Source organism: Paenochrobactrum gallinarii (assembly GCF_014205685.1).
GTDB classification, from domain to species: Bacteria; Pseudomonadota; Alphaproteobacteria; order Rhizobiales; family Rhizobiaceae; genus Paenochrobactrum; species Paenochrobactrum gallinarii.
In genome coordinates, this window is sequence record NZ_JACIIU010000011.1 from 39,248 (window position 1) to 55,982 (window position 16,735).

A 16,735-nucleotide genomic window follows, 5' to 3' on the forward strand; every position below is an offset into this window, starting at 1 on the left:
CGTAATTATAAGGATTGAATGTAAGTTTAGTCTTTTAGCAGAAGTTAAGCGTCTTTAGCCTGATCATCTGCTTCAGGGGCGCGTGCTGCACCACCTTTAGACACGCCCACCAGAGCAGGGCGAAGCACGCGGTCGCCAATGGCGTAACCGGTCTGAACAACCTGCACAACGGTGTTGTTTGGCACATCAGGGTTTGGCACTTCAAACATTGCCTGATGGAAATTCGGGTCAAACTTCTGGCCTTCCGGATCAAGCTTGGTCACGCCGTGGCGTTCCAATGCCTGCAACATGGAGCGCTCGGTCAGGTCAACACCGTCGGCCAAGCCTTTAAGGCCGCTGTCTTCAACCAGCGATTCTGCCGGAATAGCATCCAGCGCACGGCGCAGGTTGTCGGAAACGCCCAGCATGTCGCGGGCAAAATTGGTCACCGCATAGGTTTTGGCATCAGCGACATCGCGCAATGTACGCTTGCGCAGATTTTCCATGTCGGCTGCCAGACGCAACAGCTGGTCTTTCAGTGCTGCATTTTCGTCCACCAGATGCGCAAAAGGATTAATCTCCTCTTCGTCAGCCACTTCTTCCATTGCTTCCGCCTTGCGGGACTTCAAAAAATCATCAGCCGCTTTTTTCAGCGCATCCCGGTCACGGGGATTGTTCAGGTCGCGCTTGTCAAGATCGGCTGTTTCCGGGTTTTTCTTTTCTTCAGTCATGATGTTCTTCCGTCTTGAATAAGTGTTTGTGGCGGATATCGAGTGTCAGCGCATGAAAATCAAGGCTTAATGTGCATACCTTGTGCATTCTGACAGTTATAATTGCAATGCCCAGATGGTTCTCGTCATGCTTATCGCAACAATCGTGAGACAATTTGTGCGGTATAATCGACCATTGGAACGATACGGGCATAATTAAGCCTTGTCGGGCCAATGACACCAAGCGCACCGACCACGCGCTGTTCGCCGTCGCGGTAAGGTGCCACAACAAGCGAGGACCCGGAAAGCGAGAAAAGCTTATTTTCTGAGCCGATGAAAATTCGCACCCCTGATCCGGCCTCGGCCAGATCAAGCAATTGGATCATGCCGTCTTTGGTTTCCAGATCATCAAAGAGGTGGCGCAAGCGCTCCAGATCATCCTGAGCGCTGATATTTTCAAGCAAGTTGGAACGACCGCGCACGATCAGGCGTGCAGGCTGGTCGGAGCCGCTGCCACCCCAAATGGCAAGCCCTTGCGCAACAAGGCTTTGTGACAGGCTGTCGAGTGCCTCGCGGGTTTCGTTTTTAAGTTTTTCCAATTCATTGCGCGCTTCGGTGAGTGTGCGGCCATGAATATGGGCATTGAGAAAATTGGAGGCTTCGATGAGTTGTGAGGCGCTTACACCGGGCGGCAGTTCCAGCACGCGGTTTTCCACATCACCATTTTGCATGACAAGCACTGCTAAAGCGCGCGTTGGCTCAAGGCGCACAAATTCAATATGTTTCAGCGCGCCTTCGGCTTTGGTGGCCAGCACCAGACCCGCACCTCTGGAGAGGCCGGAAAGCACCTGACTTGCTTCCGTCAGGATATTTTCAACCGAATGGGTTTGTCCGGCAGCGCGCACCTGCGCTTCAATGCTGGAGCGTTCATCGGGCGGCAGATCACCGATTTCCAGAAAGGCATCGACAAAGAAACGCAAGCCGATTTGTGTTGGCATACGGCCTGCCGAAATATGCGGCGAGTAAATCAGCCCCAGATGTTCCAGATCGCTCATCACATTGCGGATGGTGGCAGGCGACAAGGCTTGCGGCAGAATACGCGCCAGATTGCGGGAGCCGACCGGATCGCCGTCATTCAGGTAGCTTTCGACAATCCGGCGAAAGATTTCGCGCGAACGCTGATCAAGCGAACTGAGAACGTCATGTGCTGGTGACTGGATCATCGTCCCGCCTTAAACCTTGTGCTTAAAATATGATTTTTCTCCTTAAATATAAGGTGGCAAGTGCCAAGGTCAAAGACTTTGAATGAAACTGTTAAAACAGTTGTGTAAAGGCTATGATAAAAAGTGGCTTGTGAAATGCCTTTCTATTTGCGCCATTGCGGCTTAAAAGCAGAAACTTCTTATATGAATCGGGGTTAAATCTTATGCGTCCATCCAATCGTGCAGCCGATGAAATGCGGGCTGTTTCTTTCGAGCGTGGTATTTCCAAACATGCGGAAGGCTCTTGCCTCGTCAAATTTGGCGATACGCATGTGCTGTGCACTGCAAGCTTGGAAGAAAAAGTGCCGGGCTGGATGCGTAATACCGGTAAAGGTTGGGTCACTGCGGAATATGGCATGCTGCCACGTTCAACCGGCGACCGTATGCGCCGTGAAGCAGCCGCTGGCAAGCAGGGTGGCCGCACACAGGAAATTCAGCGTCTGATCGGCCGCTCGCTCCGTGCGGTTGTCGATATGCAGGCTTTGGGTGAGTTTCAGATCACTGTTGATTGCGATGTCATTCAGGCCGACGGCGGCACCCGTACCGCTGCTATTACCGGTGGTTGGGTAGCGCTGCATGATTGCCTGCGCTGGATGGAAAGCCGTCAGATGGTCAAGCTCGACAAAGTGCTGAAAGACCATGTTGCTGCTATTTCTTGCGGTATTTATGAAGGCACTCCGGTGCTTGATCTGGATTATCCGGAAGATTCAGCCGCTCAGACTGATGCGAATTTCGTTATGACCGGTTCAGGCGGCATTGTTGAAATTCAGGGTACGGCTGAAGGTGTTCCGTTCTCCGAAGAAGAATTTGCCAATCTGATGGCTTTGGCCAAAACCGGCGTAAACCGTCTGGTTTCTTTGCAGAAAATGGCTGTAGCCTGATTATCTGATCGATAAAAAGTTGAATGTGGTGCTGAAATTATGAAAAAACTTGAAGAAACCAAGCTGGTCGTTGCCTCGCATAATGCAGGAAAGCTGCGCGAATTTGATGATCTGTTGGGGCCGTTCGGTTTTGAAACACAGTCTGCCGGTCAGCTCGGACTGCCGGAGCCTGATGAAACCGGCACCACATTTGAAGAAAATGCCTATATCAAAGCCTATGCTGCGGCGAGCGCCACAGGATTGCCGGCTTTGTCTGATGATTCAGGCCTTGTCGTTGATGCACTTGACGGAAATCCGGGCGTCTATACCGCTAATTGGGCAGAATTGCCTGATGGCAGCCGTGATTTTGCCATGGCGATGGGCAAGGTTGAAGATGCTATGCAGGCTAAAGGCGCTACCGAGCCACAACAACGTAAAGGTCGTTTTGTATCGGTGATTTGTCTGGCTAAGCCTGATGGTTCAGCTGAGTATTATCGCGGCGAAGTTGAAGGTCAGCTCGTCTGGCCGCCACGCGGCGAATTGGGCTTTGGCTTTGATCCTGTCTTTTTGCCGGATGGCTATGACAAGACATTTGGTGAAATGACCGCACAGGAAAAACATGGCTGGAAACCAGGTGATAAACATGCGCTTTCGCATCGTGCCCGTGCCTTCCGGCTCTTTGCCAAAGATGTGTTAGATATTTGATTTGCTGGGCATTGATTGAGATATTGAAAAACAGGCGTTTAAGAATTTGGAACTGAATACCGCGCAGGCTTCGCAGCACAAAATTGCAACCTCTGATGGGGAAAATGCTTTTGGCATTTATCTGCATTGGCCGTTTTGCATGGCCAAATGCCCATATTGTGACTTCAACAGCCATGTGCGCCATCAGCCGGTGGATCAGGAACGCTTTGCAGCCGCCTTCAATCGTGAAATGGAAACTCTGCGCGAGCGGACAGGGCCACGCACGGTGACCAGTATCTTTTTGGGTGGTGGCACGCCTTCTTTAATGCAGCCTGCAACGGTTGCCTCGCTGCTGGATGGTATTGCCAAACGCTGGTCGGTTGCTGACAATATTGAAGTGAGCTTGGAAGCCAATCCGACCAGTGTGGAGGCAGATCGTTTTCGCGGCTATCGTGCGGCCGGTGTCAATCGTGTGTCGCTCGGTGTGCAGGCATTGAATGATCGTGATCTGCGCCGTCTTGGGCGTTTACACTCGGTTGATGAGGCAAAAGTGGCGATCGGACTGGCGCGCGAGATTTTCCCGCGTCTTTCCTTTGATCTGATCTATGCCCGTCCTGACCAGACCATTGAAGACTGGCGTGGCGAGTTGAAAGAAGCCATTTCACTGGCCGCCGATCATTTGTCGCTTTATCAGCTGACAATTGAAGAGGGTACGCAGTTTTATAATCTTTGGAAGGCTGGCAAACTGGTAACACCGGAGCCGGATCACGCCGCAGCGCTTTATGAAGAAACGCAAAGGGTGACTGCCGAGCACGGTCTTCCGGCTTATGAAGTTTCCAACCATGCAGTTCCGGGGCGTGAATCGCAGCATAATCTGGTTTATTGGCGTTATGGCCAATATGTCGGTGTGGGGCCGGGGGCGCATGGCCGCTTCATTGAAAATGATACCCGCACGGTGACGATTACCGAAAAACATCCTGAAACATGGCTGGAGCGGGTTGAAAATACCGGCCACGGTATTGTTGAGCAGGAGCATCTCAACGGTAATCAGCAAGGCGACGAGTTTCTGATGATGGGTTTGCGTCTGCGTGAAGGTGTTGATTTGCGCCGCTATCAGCGCCTGACTGGTCATGCCATTAATGCAGACCGTCTGAACCGCTTGATCGAGCAGGGAGCGCTTGAACGCATGAATGATGATTTCATTCGCGCCACGCCTGCCGGTTCATTATTGCTGGATGCAGTGGTGGCTGATCTGTCTTTATAATGCTATTCACTTCGGTGATTGAATTTTTTAAGGTTTTTGCTGGTGGAAGACGAAGTTAAATCGCGCGATTATGTCATTGGTGGTGTTCCGCAACGGGCACGCCCTTTGGAGCCTGCGCTTTATATTGTCTCAACCCCTATCGGAAACTTAGGCGATATGACCCTGCGTGGTATTGAAACCATTGCCGGTGCCGATATTTTGGCTTGCGAAGATACGCGCGTAACACGTGTATTGCTTGACCGTTTTGGCGTCACACGCCGCCCCGTTGCTTATCATGAACATAATGCAACGGAAGCAGGGCCAAAGCTGATTGCCGCTCTCATGGAGGGCAAAAGTGTGGCGCTGGTGTCTGATGCCGGCACACCGCTTGTGTCTGATCCGGGCTTTCGTTTGGTGGGTGAGGCACGCAGCTCAGGCATCAAGGTGGTTCCGGTTCCTGGGGCTTCCGCAGTGCTGGCGGCTTTGACCGCTACAGGTTTACCGACTGATACATTCATGTTTTGCGGGTTCTTGCCGCCCAAGCAAGGCCAGCGCCGTGCGCGGTTGGAAGCACTGAAAGCCATTGATACCACGCTGATTTTCTTTGAATCACCTAATCGTGCTGCCGCTGCCTTAAGTGATATGGTGCATGTGTTTGGTGAAGCCCGTGAAGGTGCTCTGTGTCGCGAGCTGACCAAGGCTTATGAAACTGTTGTCACGGCTCCTTTGCGCGAATTGTCTGAAACCTATGATGGCGAAGACCGTATTCGCGGTGAAGTGGTTTTGCTGGTGGCGCCGCCTGAAGAGCAGGCAGTGGTTACAAGTGCGGAAGACATGGACAAGTTGCTGTTGTCGCTCGCACAAGAAATGCCGACATCGAAAGCTGCCGCCGAAGCTGCCCGTATGACGGGCGCGAAAAAGTCTGATCTTTATCAGCGGCTGATTGCGCTCAAGAGCAGCGAATGAATAAATTTAAGGAAAAGCGTCAGGCAGCATTTTCCTTAGGACATCGCGCCGAGTTTCTGGCCAGCCTTAGCTTGATGCTCAAAGGCTACAGAATTATTGAGCGCCGTTATCGCACTAAACTTGGCGAGATTGATTTGATTGCACGACGCGGCAATCAGGTGCTGATAGTTGAAGTGAAGGCGCGGGTTCATACTGCATCGGCAATGGATGCGGTGGATTTGCAATCCATGCGCCGCATAGAAGCGGCAGCCGATTTATGGCTTGCCCGACAACCTGATTATGCGCAGCTTTCATTGCGTTTTGATCTCATCATTGTGCGTCCGATGCGTTGGCCTGCACATTATCCGGCCTTTTTCATGAGCCGTTAATTAGGGAATGAAAAACCTCCCGCGCGTGGAAGTGCAGAAAAGCAATTGCTATTCGCAGGCCTGCCGCGCAAGCGCATTTCTTATCAAGCTCTAACCGTTAGGCGATACTGCTCTTCATGTTTGAAAGGGTGGGTAGAGTGTCAGGGTCTGTTTCTCTTTTAGCCGATTTTCCGGTTTTTTTCCGCGTTGCCGACAAGCCGGTACTGGTGATCGGCAATGGCGAAGAAGCGCTGAACAAGGCACGGCTTTTGCACCAGACCCAAGCCCGCATTCGCGTTGTCGCTGATCATCCTGAACCTGTTCTGGCGGATTTTTTACGCGAAACAACCATCGAACATTTTGCCCGTGATGTGAAAGACACGGATTTTCTCGATGCAAAACTGGTTTTTATTGCTAGTGGTGATGAGGCGACAGACCATGCTTTAGCAAAGCGCATTCAAGCGCATCACATTCCGGTGAATGTGGTTGATCGCCCGCAGCTTTGTGATTTTCTGATACCTGCCATCGTTAATCGCGCACCTGTGACAATTGCTATTGGTTCGGAAGGGGCGGGGCCTGTTTTAACACAAATGATCCGTGCGCGGATTGAGGCAATGTTAGCGCCGCAATTAGGCGCATTGGCAAGGCTGGCGGTGCAATTTCGGGCGCAGGCTGAAGCCCTGATTGAAAAAGGGGCAGCACGGCGCAATTTCTGGCGTAGCTTTTTTGAAGGTAAGGTTGCACGGGCATTAGAAGGTGGCAATGAGAAAGCTGCCCATGATGAAGCGCGCCTCTTGTTGCAAAATGCCAGCACTCAACAAAACAACACCCAAAAACAAAACGGCTATGTCTGGTTGGTGGGGGCGGGAGCGGGAGCAGAAGATTTACTCACATTACGTGCTCATCGTGTGCTGATGAATGCGGATGTCATCATTTATGATGCGCTGGTGCCGGAAGCAATTGTGGCTATGGGCAGACGTGACGCAACCCGCATTCTGGTTGGTAAACGCAAAGGCTGCCACTCTAAAAGTCAGGATGAGATAAGCCAGTTGCTGGTTGATGAGGCGCGTCTTGGCAGACAGGTGGTGCGGTTAAAATCCGGCGATCCGTTGATTTATGGGCGCGCAGGCGAAGAAATGGCGGCGCTGAGAGCGGCAAATATTTCGTTTGAAGTGGTGCCGGGCATAACATCGGCTTTTGCTGCCGCTGCCGATATGGAATTGCCACTGACATTACGCGGTGTTGCTTCATCGCTGATTTTTACCACCGGACACGACATGCAGGGCGAAACCTTGCCGGATTGGGCGCGTCTGGCTGTCACCGGTGCAACGATTGCCATTTATATGGGGCGCAGTGTGGCAGGTGATGTGGCTTCACGGTTGATGAGCGCTGGTTTGCCCGCTGATACGAGTGTCGCGGCAATTGAAAATGCCAGCCGTCAGGATAAGCGGTTTTTTCACGGCACTTTAAAAGATCTGCCGGAGTTGGCTTTGCGTGAAGATTTGCACGGGCCGGTAATGGTGATTATCGGCGAGGCGGTGGCGGGTGCGTCGTTAAAAAATGCAGAGCCTTTAAGCCGGCAGCAGCATTTTGCTGCGGCTTGAAACATTAAATCAGGAGCGAAAATCATGGTTGTAAAAGTTCTGACTGCCAATCGTTTGCTGGATGGTGTGGCTGTATGGCTGGGGGCTGATGGCAAATGGCAGAAAAACCTGAAAGGCGCTTTGGTTGCGCGTCATGCGCAAGCGGTGGAAGCGCTGGAAGCGGCAGGGCGCGCAGCCTCGCTTTTTGATGAAGTGGTGGATGTCAACGTCATTGAGGTGGAAGACAATGACGAGGGTTTAAGCCCGTTGCGTCTGCGCGAACGCATCAGAGTGAGCGGCCCGACCATTGTGACATTCGGGACTGCAAGACCTGCTTATTAATTCTCCGTTTTAAAAGGCCGGACGATGTATCGTTATGACGAGTTTGACCGCGATTTTGTGAAATCGCGTGTTGCCCAGTTTAAAGATCAGGTGGAGCGCCGCCTCTCTGGTGAAATGAGTGAAGACCAGTTCAAACCCTTGCGTTTGATGAATGGTCTTTATCTGCAATTACATGCCTATATGCTGCGCGTGGCTATTCCTTACGGCACTTTGTCATCGCGGCAATTGCGCAAACTGGGCTCGATTGCACGGCGCTATGACCGTGGCTATGGCCATTTCACCACCAGACAAAATATCCAGTTCAACTGGCCGGCCTTGAAGGATGTGCCAGCCATTTTAGACGAATTGGCGGAAGTGGAAATGCACGCCATTCAAACATCGGGCAACTGTATCCGCAATGTGACAGCCGATCATTTTGCCGGTGCAGCTGCAGATGAAGTGGCTGACCCACGCCCTTTTGCCGAGATTTTGCGGCAGTGGTCGTCGCTGCATCCGGAATTTTCTTACCTGCCGCGTAAATTTAAAATTGCGATTGTTGGTGCTGATAATGACCGCGCTGCCATTCAGGTGCATGATATCGGCTTGCAGCTGAAGAAGAACGAAGTGGGCGCTTTGGGTTTGAGTGTCTATATTGGTGGCGGGCAGGGACGCACGCCGATGGTGGCGCGCAAAATTCGTGAATTTTTGCCGGTTGAAGATATGCTGACTTATATCACAGCGATTGTGCGGGTTTATAATCTGCACGGGCGCCGCGATAATAAATATAAAGCGCGCATCAAAATTCTGGTGCATGAAACCGGCATTGACGAACTGGCACGAGAAATTGAAGCGCAATGGGAAGCAATCCGCCATACGGATTTGAAACTGCCGCAAAGCGATATTGATGCCATTCAGCATTATTTTAAAATGCCGGACTTACCTGAACGGTCTGAAGGTTGGGTATTATTGGCACAAGCCCAAAAGGCCGATGAAGGTTTCAGTGCATGGGTGGCGCAAAATGTAACGCGTCACAAACATCCTGATTATGGTGTGGTGACAATTTCGCTAAAACCCATTGGTGGTATTCCGGGTGATGCCAATGCTGAACAAATGGATTTGATTGCCGATATTGCGCAGCGTTTTTCATCTGATGAAATCCGCGTCAGTCACGAGCAAAATCTGGTGCTGCCGCATGTGGCCTTAGCTGATCTGAAAGCGGTTTATGATGCACTGAAAACCGAGCAATTGGTGACCGCCAATGCAGGGTTGATTACTGATATTATTGCCTGTCCGGGGCTTGATTACTGTGCGCTTGCCAATGCGCGTGCCATTCCGGTGGCGCAGCGTATCAGCCAACGTTTTGGTGACCATCAGCGCCAGCTTGATATTGGTGATCTGAAGATTAAAATTTCCGGCTGCATTAATGCTTGCGGCCATCATCATGTTGGCCATATCGGCATTTTGGGCGTGGAGAAAAAGGGCGAGGAACTTTATCAGATAACGCTTGGTGGTTCGGCTGATGCGCATACCAGTATCGGCGATATTATCGGGCGGGGTTTTTCGTCTGAAGATATTGTCGATGCCATTGAAAAACTGGTGGATGCTTATCTGGATGTACGGCTTGACCGGAGTGAAAACTTCCTGACGACTTATCGTCGTTTGGGGGCGGAACCGTTCAAGCAAGCCCTCTACGGTGAACGCGCCCATGCCGCCTGAGCCACAGCTAAACCAAGAGATGCGGGTGGCCGCACAGGCGCGATTGCTGGAAACAAGCCACGGCGCGCGTGAGCCACAGGTGATTATCGAGCAAGCGCATCGCGTTTTTGGCTTAGGCGCCTTGGCGCTGGTTTCTTCTTTCGGCGCGGAATCGGCGGTGCTTTTGCATATGGTGGCGCAAATTGATCCCAATATTCCGGTGCTGTTTTTAGATACGGGCAAGCATTTTACCGCGACATTGGACTATCGCCATCAGTTGACGCAACAATTAGGCTTGCAAAATGTGCAGGATATTACGCCTTTATCAGAAAGTTTGCGGCGTGATGATCGCTATGGCGCTTTATCGATGACGGATAAAGACCGTTGCTGCTTTTTGCGCAAAGTCGAGCCGATGACGAGGGCGGTTGCACCATTTAAGGCATGGATGACAGGACGCAAACAGTTTCAGGCTGCAACACGCCAGCACTTGCCGAGCTTTGAGGCGGTTGGTGTGCGTATTCGCATCAATCCGCTGGCGCATTGGCAAAGCGATGATCTCATTGCCTATATGCGGCGTCATGATTTGCCGGTGCATCCGCTGACTTTGCAAAATTATCGCTCCATCGGTTGCATGCCCTGCACACGCCCGGTTGAAGAGGGTGAGGATCAGCGCGCAGGGCGCTGGGCAGGCTCAGATAAAACCGAATGCGGCATTCATTTGAGCGGCTTGACGCAACAGCTGGAGCAAAAGGGAGCGATCAAATGAGTGCTTATTTGTGGACGGCAGATGGTTTCAAGCCGGATGATTATCAGTTTCGGCAAGACCTGTCTGAGGAAGCAGATGCGGAAGCGGTATTGTTGCCGCTCAATATCTGGTTGCAGGAAGGTGAGGCTTTTCACGCGCAAACCAATCACCGGCTGGGGGTGCGGGTGGAAGCGGGCGAGGATATCTCGCCGCTTTTTTCAGCACTTGACCGATTGTCACTGATTGCGCTGGATTTTCCGGCCTTTAATGACGGGCGCTCTTATTCAAAGGCAGAGCTGTTGCGTGCGCAAGGTTTTAAAGGGGAATTGCGTGCCGTAGGTGATGTGCTGATTGATCAGGCGGCTTTGATGCTGCGTTCTGGTTTTGATACACTGGAAGTGCGCCATCCGACAGCTTTAAAGCGTTTACAGGCAGGGGCATTGGTGGATACGCCTCATTATTATCAGCCGGGCTCCGGTTCCGTACGCCAGAAAGGCGAGTTTAGCTGGCGACGTTTCAGAGAATAGATAAAAACCGATATTCAGGCATTTTCGTTTGAACCCGGATGGGGTAATAAGCCCCTATCTGCAATGAGCGCATATCTTGTAACGGGAATGAAGTGAAAATGATCCGTCATATCGTATTTTTTAGCGTCAAAGAGGGGCAGGATATTGATGTGGTGCGCGAGGGGCTGGAGCGCCTGAAAGCCATTCCGCATTCGGATGTGTTTGAAGTTTTACCAAACAGTAAAGTTGACCCGATGTGCGACCGGATTGATCTGGTTGTCTATGGCGAGTTTAAAGATGAAGCAGCCCTCTTTGCGTTTAAGGCCGACCCTATCTATGCCGCCACCACCCAATATGTGCGCCCTATGCGTGAGATGCGCTTTTCCGCCGATGTGGAAACACTGCCTGGCGGCACAGTCTAAGCGCAATTTTTGTAAAATTGGCACGTAAACACAAAAAACACAGCGTTTATGTAAGGTCTGACAACAGAAATGTTGAAGAATGGCGCGAATAGTGGTTGTGTAAGCGTGAGCTTGATTAACTTTTCGCATTCGGCGTATGAACAACAAATCTTCCGGCCTCTTGTCAGGTCAATCAATCAGGAACTACAAATGGACGATTATGAAAAATATGCCACAGGTCTGATGATCGTATTCGGCGCTTTGATCATTGGTGGTCTTATGGCTGTTAATATCGTCGCGCATGACAAGCCGGGCTTTTTGTTTGCTCTGGGTGCTGCTGTTGTTGCCTGGTTCTCGGCTTTTGCGGTTATTTTTGACAAGCCGCGCCTTTATGGCGTGATGATTGCGGCAGCGATTGCGCTGGTTGGTGCGTCTATCACTGCTTATGTGACCTGAGCCGGTCTGGTCGGTATTCATTTGGTTTTTTACGCAATAACCCCGGTTCATCCGGGGTTATTGCGTTTTGGCCGCACTATAAAGATAATAGTGATAAGTTTGACATAAAGATATGTTTATGTCATTAACTCAATAAATTGTGCCCGCTTGATAAGGTCTGGTGATTCTTATGACGTCTTCTGTTGACGATCTTTTTGGTGCTGTTGCACCACGTACCGATGGTTCTGAAATTTTCACAAGCTTAAAAAAAGCTGCCAGTGAACGCATCATGATACTTGACGGTGCGATGGGAACACAGATTCAGGGGCTTGGCTTTCATGAAGAGCATTTCCGTGGTGAGCGGTTTTCAGGTTGCGAATGCCATTTGCAGGGCAATAACGATCTTTTGACCCTGACCCAGCCGAAGGCAATTGAAGATATCCATTATGCCTATGCCATGGCTGGTGCGGATATTCTGGAAACCAACACATTCTCATCCACCTCCATTGCGCAGGCCGATTATGGTATGGAGCATGTGGTTTATGAGCTAAACCGTGATGGTGCGCGTCTGGCACGTCGTGCTGCTATCCGCGCCGAACAACAGGACGGCCGCCGCCGTTTTGTTGCCGGTGCCTTGGGGCCGACAAACCGTACCGCTTCGCTTTCGCCTGATGTCAATAATCCGGGCTACCGCGCCGTTACGTTTGATGATCTGCGCATTGCTTATGCCGAGCAGATCCATGGCCTCATTGATGGGGGCGCAGATATTATTCTGATTGAAACCATCTTTGATACGCTGAACGCTAAGGCTGCGATTTTTGCCTGCGAACAGGTGTTTGAAGAAAAGCAGATCCGTCTGCCTTTGATGATTTCCGGCACTATTACCGACTTGTCGGGGCGCACGCTTTCCGGCCAGACACCAACTGCTTTCTGGTATTCATTGCGCCATGCCAAGCCGTTTTCTATCGGGCTTAACTGTGCGCTGGGCGCTAATGCTATGCGCGCGCATCTGGCTGAAATTTCAAGCGTAGCAGATACATTTGTCTGTGCTTATCCGAATGCCGGTCTGCCAAACGAATTTGGCCGTTATGATGAAACGCCTGAAGTGATGGCCGCGCAAATGGAAGGCTTTGCGCGTGAAGGCCTCGTCAATATTATGGGCGGCTGCTGTGGCTCGACGCCTGAACATATCGCAGCTCTGGCAGAAGTTGCGAAAAAATACCCACCCCGTAAACCAGCCAAACTTGAACCTTTGATGCGTTTGTCCGGCCTTGAGCCATTTACGCTTACCAAAGATATTCCGTTCGTCAATGTGGGCGAACGCACTAATATCACCGGTTCTGCCCGCTTCCGCAAACTCATCAAAGAAGGTGATTATGCCACCGCTTTGGATGTGGCGCGTGATCAGGTCAGCAATGGTGCGCAGGTCATTGATATCAACATGGACGAAGGGCTGATCGACAGTCAGAAGGTCATGGTTGAATATTTGAATCTGGTCGCATCCGAGCCTGATATTGCTCGTGTGCCGGTGATGATCGACAGCTCCAAATGGGAAGTCATCGAGGCCGGCCTTAAATGCGTGCAGGGCAAGCCGCTGGTCAACTCCATCTCGCTGAAAGAGGGTGAAGAAGCCTTCATCCATCATGCCAAGCTGGTGCGCGCTTATGGTGCGGCTGTGGTGGTGATGGCGTTTGACGAAACCGGTCAGGCTGACACACTTGAGCGAAAGGTTGAAATTTGTACCCGCGCTTATAAAATTCTGACCGAGGTAGTTGGTCTGCCGCCGGAAGATATCGTCTTTGACCCGAACGTCTTTGCGGTGGCGACCGGTATTGAAGAGCATAATAATTACGGTAATGATTTTATTGGTGCGACCAAGATCATTATTGAAACCCTGCCGCATGTGCATGTGTCGGGTGGTATTTCCAATCTGTCCTTTTCGTTCCGCGGTAATGAGCCGGTGCGTGAAGCCATGCATGCGGTTTTCCTTTATCATGCCATTCAGGTTGGCATGGATATGGGGATCGTTAATGCCGGCCAGCTGGCGGTTTATGAATCCATTGATCCGGAATTGCGTGAGGCTTGCGAAGATGTGGTGTTAAACCGCCGTTCTGATGCGACGGAACGTTTGCTGGATTTGGCTGAACGTTATCGCGGCACGGCCGGTAAAGAAGCTAAAGCCAAGGATTTGAGCTGGCGCGAATTAAGCGTTGAAGAACGTATTTCCCATGCGCTGGTCAATGGTATCACTGAATTTATTGAAGCTGATACGGAAGAAGCCCGCCAAAAGGCCGAGCGTCCGCTGCATGTGATTGAAGGCCCGTTGATGGCCGGTATGAATGTGGTGGGTGATCTTTTTGGCTCCGGTAAAATGTTCCTGCCGCAGGTGGTGAAATCTGCCCGTGTGATGAAGCAGGCCGTGGCAGTGCTCTTGCCTTATATGGAAGAAGAAAAGCGCTTAAACGGCGGTGACGGTGAGCGTCAAAGTGCCGGAAAAGTGCTGATGGCAACCGTTAAGGGCGACGTTCATGATATTGGTAAAAATATCGTCGGCGTTGTGCTGGCCTGTAACAATTATGAGATCATCGATCTCGGCGTGATGGTTCCGGCTGCTAAAATTCTGCAAGTCGCGCGTGAGGAAAAAGTCGACATTATCGGCCTTTCCGGTCTGATTACGCCGTCATTGGACGAAATGGTGCATGTGGCCGCCGAAATGGAGCGTGAAGGGCTTGATCTGCCATTGCTGATTGGTGGTGCAACCACCAGTCGCGTGCATACGGCTGTGAAAATCCATCCGAAATATGAGCGTGGCCAAACTGTTTATGTGGTGGATGCCAGCCGCGCGGTGGGTGTCGTGTCGCAGCTTTTATCGCCTGATGCCAAGGCTGGTTATGTGCAAAGCATCAAAGATGAATATGCCAAAGTGGCCGAAGCGCATGCCCGTAATGAAGCAGAAAAGCAGCGCCTGCCGCTGGCAAGTGCCCGCGCCAATCCCTTTAAAATTGATTGGAGCAACTATCAGCCACCACGCCCTAGCTTCCTTGGCACTAAGGTGATTGATGATATCGATCTGGAAACATTGTCGGGCTATATCGACTGGACACCTTTCTTCCAGACATGGGAGTTAAAGGGACGTTTTCCGGCGATTTTGGAAGATGAAAAACAGGGCGAAGCAGCACGCCAGCTTTATGGTGATGCACAAGCCTTGCTGAAAAAAATCATTGATGAAAAATGGTTCGTACCGCGTGCTGTAATCGGTTTCTGGCCAGCCAATGCGGTTGGCGATGATATCGAACTTTACGCGGATGAAAGCCGCACTGAACATTCTGATACATTCTTCACGCTGCGTCAGCAATTGTCGAAGCGCGGCGACCGCCCGAATGTAGCATTGTCCGATTTTGTTGCACCGAAAGATACCGGTAAGGCGGATTATGTCGGTGGTTTTGTGGTGACTGCCGGTATTGAGGAGGTGGCAATCTCGGAGCGTTTTGAACGCGCCAATGATGATTATTCGGCCATTTTGGTCAAAGCTTTGGCTGACCGTTTTGCCGAAGCCTTTGCCGAAATGATGCATGAGCGGGTGCGTAAAGAATATTGGGGCTACGCACCGGATGAAAGTTTTACCAATGAAGAATTGGTGTCGGAAAGCTATCAGGGTATCCGTCCGGCACCTGGTTATCCGGCACAGCCTGATCATACTGAAAAAACCACGCTCTTCCGTCTGTTGGATGCCACCAATGCAACCGGCGTGGAACTGACCGAAAGCTATGCCATGTGGCCTGGCTCTTCTGTGTCAGGGCTCTATATCGGCCATCCGGATAGTTATTATTTCGGGGTGGCGAAGGTTGAGCGGGATCAGGTGGAAGATTATGCGCAACGTAAAGGCAAGAGCATTGAGGAAGTGGAGCGCTGGCTCGGGCCTATTCTCAATTATATCCCCGGACAGGCGGCGAACACGAAAGAATCAGCTGCTTAATCTTTAAGATTTATCAAAAAGAAGACCTGAGACTTGTCATTATTCTCAGGTCTTCTTTGTTTTTACGCATAATTATCTTTGTTTTTTGAAATAATATAAAAACTATACAAATGCCAATGATAGCTTGTTTATTCTATCTGTGTTACTGTCAAAGTGTATAGCATTACGCATGTTTGTTTAAAGTATTTAAGCTTGTTTTAATATATAATCATAAGGCTCCCGTATAAATGTGGAAGCCTGTAATAACACGGGGTTTAAAAAATGTTATGGGAAAGAATTTACAACGACGTCAGGTCGGTGGATGATGCTGCATGCCTGTTTAAGGTGATTGCGGATTTTGCTGTTCAATGCGGTTTTGATTATTGCACCTATAGTATCAGTATTCCTGCATTGAACTCGAAATCGAAGTTTTTTCTTTTTGATAATTGCCCGGAAAAATGGGGAGCAGAATATCGCGCTGCCAATGCCCATGAAAATGATCCGGTCATTCGTAGGGGGATGAAAAGCAATCAGCCGGTGGTCTGGTCGGAGGCAGTTTTTGCAGATGCCACAGCACTTTGGCAAAAAGCACGCCAATCAGGGCTTAATATCGGCATTTCGGTGCCGTGCTGGTCGGCGCATGGTGTGTTTGGTATGCTGAGCTTTATCCGGCGTGAAAAAGCCATCAGTGATGAGGAATTGCAGACGCTTTCTACCAAAATGCAGGTAATCGGCAGTCTTATTCATCTGTCGATGTATCAATTGCTGGAGGTGGAAAAGATCACCGGTATGCAGGATGTGACACTGACTGCGCGTGAACGGGAAATTATGCTCTGGACGAGCGAAGGGAAAACGGCGGAGATTATCGGCGCCATCCTGAGTATTTCCACCCGCACGGTCAACTTCCACATCAGCAATGTTCTGACCAAGCTGATGGCGGTCAATAAAGTGCAGGCAGTGATGAAAGCTCGCACACTCGGACTACTTTAATTGAACTATTGCCTATAGCGGTTTGGTCTGTAGGTATTTTTGGACTTGCTCAT

Annotated in this window: 16 protein-coding genes; 14 read left to right on the top strand and 2 right to left on the bottom strand. The window is 50.8% G+C overall.

Annotated elements, in window-relative coordinates:
* Positions 1 to 44: 44 nt before the first annotated feature.
* Together grpE and hrcA are read right to left on the bottom strand one after the other, a co-directional pair.
* Positions 45 to 710 (bottom strand): nucleotide exchange factor GrpE, encoded by a 666-nt coding sequence (gene grpE / locus FHS77_RS11075; RefSeq protein ID WP_184223312.1) that lies wholly within the window; start codon positions 708 to 710, stop codon positions 45 to 47.
* Positions 711 to 841: 131 nt separating this feature from the next.
* On the bottom strand, positions 842 to 1,912 hold the full coding sequence (gene hrcA, locus FHS77_RS11080; protein WP_184223314.1) for a heat-inducible transcriptional repressor HrcA: 1,071 nt from the start codon (positions 1,910 to 1,912) through the stop codon (positions 842 to 844).
* A 203-nt stretch (positions 1,913 to 2,115) separates the two neighbouring features.
* On the opposite strand from hrcA, the gene rph reads away from it, so the two are divergent.
* The 14 genes from rph to FHS77_RS11150 all read left to right on the top strand — a co-directional run bounded on the left by rph (position 2,116) and on the right by FHS77_RS11150 (position 16,682).
* On the top strand, positions 2,116 to 2,832 hold the full coding sequence (gene rph, locus FHS77_RS11085; RefSeq protein WP_184223316.1) for a ribonuclease PH: 717 nt from the start codon (positions 2,116 to 2,118) through the stop codon (positions 2,830 to 2,832).
* A gap of 39 nt (positions 2,833 to 2,871) precedes the next feature.
* On the top strand, positions 2,872 to 3,516 hold the full coding sequence (rdgB, locus tag FHS77_RS11090) for an RdgB/HAM1 family non-canonical purine NTP pyrophosphatase (protein ID WP_184223318.1): 645 nt from the start codon (positions 2,872 to 2,874) through the stop codon (positions 3,514 to 3,516).
* A 139-nt stretch (positions 3,517 to 3,655) separates the two neighbouring features.
* On the top strand, positions 3,656 to 4,759 hold the full coding sequence (gene hemW, locus FHS77_RS11095; protein WP_246431303.1) for a radical SAM family heme chaperone HemW: 1,104 nt from the start codon (positions 3,656 to 3,658) through the stop codon (positions 4,757 to 4,759).
* Positions 4,760 to 4,801: 42 nt separating this feature from the next.
* Positions 4,802 to 5,704 carry a 16S rRNA (cytidine(1402)-2'-O)-methyltransferase gene (gene rsmI / locus FHS77_RS11100; RefSeq protein ID WP_374786249.1) on the top strand — a complete coding sequence of 301 codons (903 nt, stop codon included), beginning with the start codon at positions 4,802 to 4,804 and terminating at the stop codon, positions 5,702 to 5,704.
* Positions 5,701 to 6,072 (top strand): YraN family protein, encoded by a 372-nt coding sequence (locus FHS77_RS11105; protein ID WP_184223322.1) that lies wholly within the window; start codon positions 5,701 to 5,703, stop codon positions 6,070 to 6,072. The genes rsmI and FHS77_RS11105 overlap by 4 nt, the downstream gene beginning before the upstream one ends.
* Positions 6,073 to 6,188: 116 nt before the next feature.
* Entirely contained in the window at positions 6,189 to 7,655 is a 1,467-nt protein-coding gene (gene cysG / locus FHS77_RS11110; protein ID WP_374786250.1) for a siroheme synthase CysG, read from the top strand.
* A gap of 24 nt (positions 7,656 to 7,679) precedes the next feature.
* On the top strand, positions 7,680 to 7,976 hold the full coding sequence (locus FHS77_RS11115) for a DUF2849 domain-containing protein (RefSeq protein ID WP_184223324.1): 297 nt from the start codon (positions 7,680 to 7,682) through the stop codon (positions 7,974 to 7,976).
* Positions 7,977 to 8,000: 24 nt separating this feature from the next.
* The gene (locus FHS77_RS11120; protein ID WP_184223326.1) at positions 8,001 to 9,671 is read left to right on the top strand and encodes a nitrite/sulfite reductase; all 1,671 of its coding nucleotides are present in this window, start codon (positions 8,001 to 8,003) and stop codon (positions 9,669 to 9,671) included.
* The gene (locus FHS77_RS11125; protein ID WP_184223327.1) at positions 9,661 to 10,416 is read left to right on the top strand and encodes a phosphoadenylyl-sulfate reductase; all 756 of its coding nucleotides are present in this window, start codon (positions 9,661 to 9,663) and stop codon (positions 10,414 to 10,416) included. Before FHS77_RS11120 ends, FHS77_RS11125 begins: the two co-directional genes overlap by 11 nt.
* Positions 10,413 to 10,922 carry a DUF934 domain-containing protein gene (locus FHS77_RS11130; protein ID WP_184223329.1) on the top strand — a complete coding sequence of 170 codons (510 nt, stop codon included), beginning with the start codon at positions 10,413 to 10,415 and terminating at the stop codon, positions 10,920 to 10,922. The genes FHS77_RS11125 and FHS77_RS11130 overlap by 4 nt, the downstream gene beginning before the upstream one ends.
* Before the next feature lie 98 nt (positions 10,923 to 11,020).
* On the top strand, positions 11,021 to 11,323 hold the full coding sequence (locus tag FHS77_RS11135; RefSeq protein WP_184223331.1) for a Dabb family protein: 303 nt from the start codon (positions 11,021 to 11,023) through the stop codon (positions 11,321 to 11,323).
* Between the two features lie 189 nt (positions 11,324 to 11,512).
* Positions 11,513 to 11,758, top strand: coding sequence for a hypothetical protein (locus FHS77_RS11140; RefSeq protein WP_184223333.1), 246 nt, complete (start codon positions 11,513 to 11,515; stop codon positions 11,756 to 11,758).
* 169 nt (positions 11,759 to 11,927) lie between these two features.
* Positions 11,928 to 15,713 (top strand): methionine synthase, encoded by a 3,786-nt coding sequence (gene metH, locus FHS77_RS11145; protein ID WP_184223335.1) that lies wholly within the window; start codon positions 11,928 to 11,930, stop codon positions 15,711 to 15,713.
* Positions 15,714 to 15,974: 261 nt separating this feature from the next.
* Positions 15,975 to 16,682, top strand: a complete 708-nt coding sequence (locus FHS77_RS11150) for an autoinducer binding domain-containing protein (protein WP_184223337.1) — start codon at positions 15,975 to 15,977, stop codon at positions 16,680 to 16,682.
* Positions 16,683 to 16,735: the final 53 nt, after the last annotated feature.

Coding starts and splice junctions, on each gene's coding strand:
- grpE (WP_184223312.1), bottom strand. CDS start 710: ATGACTGAAGAAAAGAAAAACCCGGAAACAGCCGATCTTGACAAGCGC.
- hrcA (WP_184223314.1), bottom strand. CDS start 1,912: ATGATCCAGTCACCAGCACATGACGTTCTCAGTTCGCTTGATCAGCGT.
- rph (WP_184223316.1), top strand. CDS start 2,116: ATGCGTCCATCCAATCGTGCAGCCGATGAAATGCGGGCTGTTTCTTTC.
- rdgB (WP_184223318.1), top strand. CDS start 2,872: ATGAAAAAACTTGAAGAAACCAAGCTGGTCGTTGCCTCGCATAATGCA.
- hemW (WP_246431303.1), top strand. CDS start 3,656: ATGGCCAAATGCCCATATTGTGACTTCAACAGCCATGTGCGCCATCAG.
- FHS77_RS11105 (WP_184223322.1), top strand. CDS start 5,701: ATGAATAAATTTAAGGAAAAGCGTCAGGCAGCATTTTCCTTAGGACAT.
- cysG (WP_374786250.1), top strand. CDS start 6,189: ATGTTTGAAAGGGTGGGTAGAGTGTCAGGGTCTGTTTCTCTTTTAGCC.
- FHS77_RS11115 (WP_184223324.1), top strand. CDS start 7,680: ATGGTTGTAAAAGTTCTGACTGCCAATCGTTTGCTGGATGGTGTGGCT.
- FHS77_RS11120 (WP_184223326.1), top strand. CDS start 8,001: ATGTATCGTTATGACGAGTTTGACCGCGATTTTGTGAAATCGCGTGTT.
- FHS77_RS11125 (WP_184223327.1), top strand. CDS start 9,661: ATGCCGCCTGAGCCACAGCTAAACCAAGAGATGCGGGTGGCCGCACAG.
- FHS77_RS11130 (WP_184223329.1), top strand. CDS start 10,413: ATGAGTGCTTATTTGTGGACGGCAGATGGTTTCAAGCCGGATGATTAT.
- FHS77_RS11135 (WP_184223331.1), top strand. CDS start 11,021: ATGATCCGTCATATCGTATTTTTTAGCGTCAAAGAGGGGCAGGATATT.
- FHS77_RS11140 (WP_184223333.1), top strand. CDS start 11,513: ATGGACGATTATGAAAAATATGCCACAGGTCTGATGATCGTATTCGGC.
- metH (WP_184223335.1), top strand. CDS start 11,928: ATGACGTCTTCTGTTGACGATCTTTTTGGTGCTGTTGCACCACGTACC.
- FHS77_RS11150 (WP_184223337.1), top strand. CDS start 15,975: ATGTTATGGGAAAGAATTTACAACGACGTCAGGTCGGTGGATGATGCT.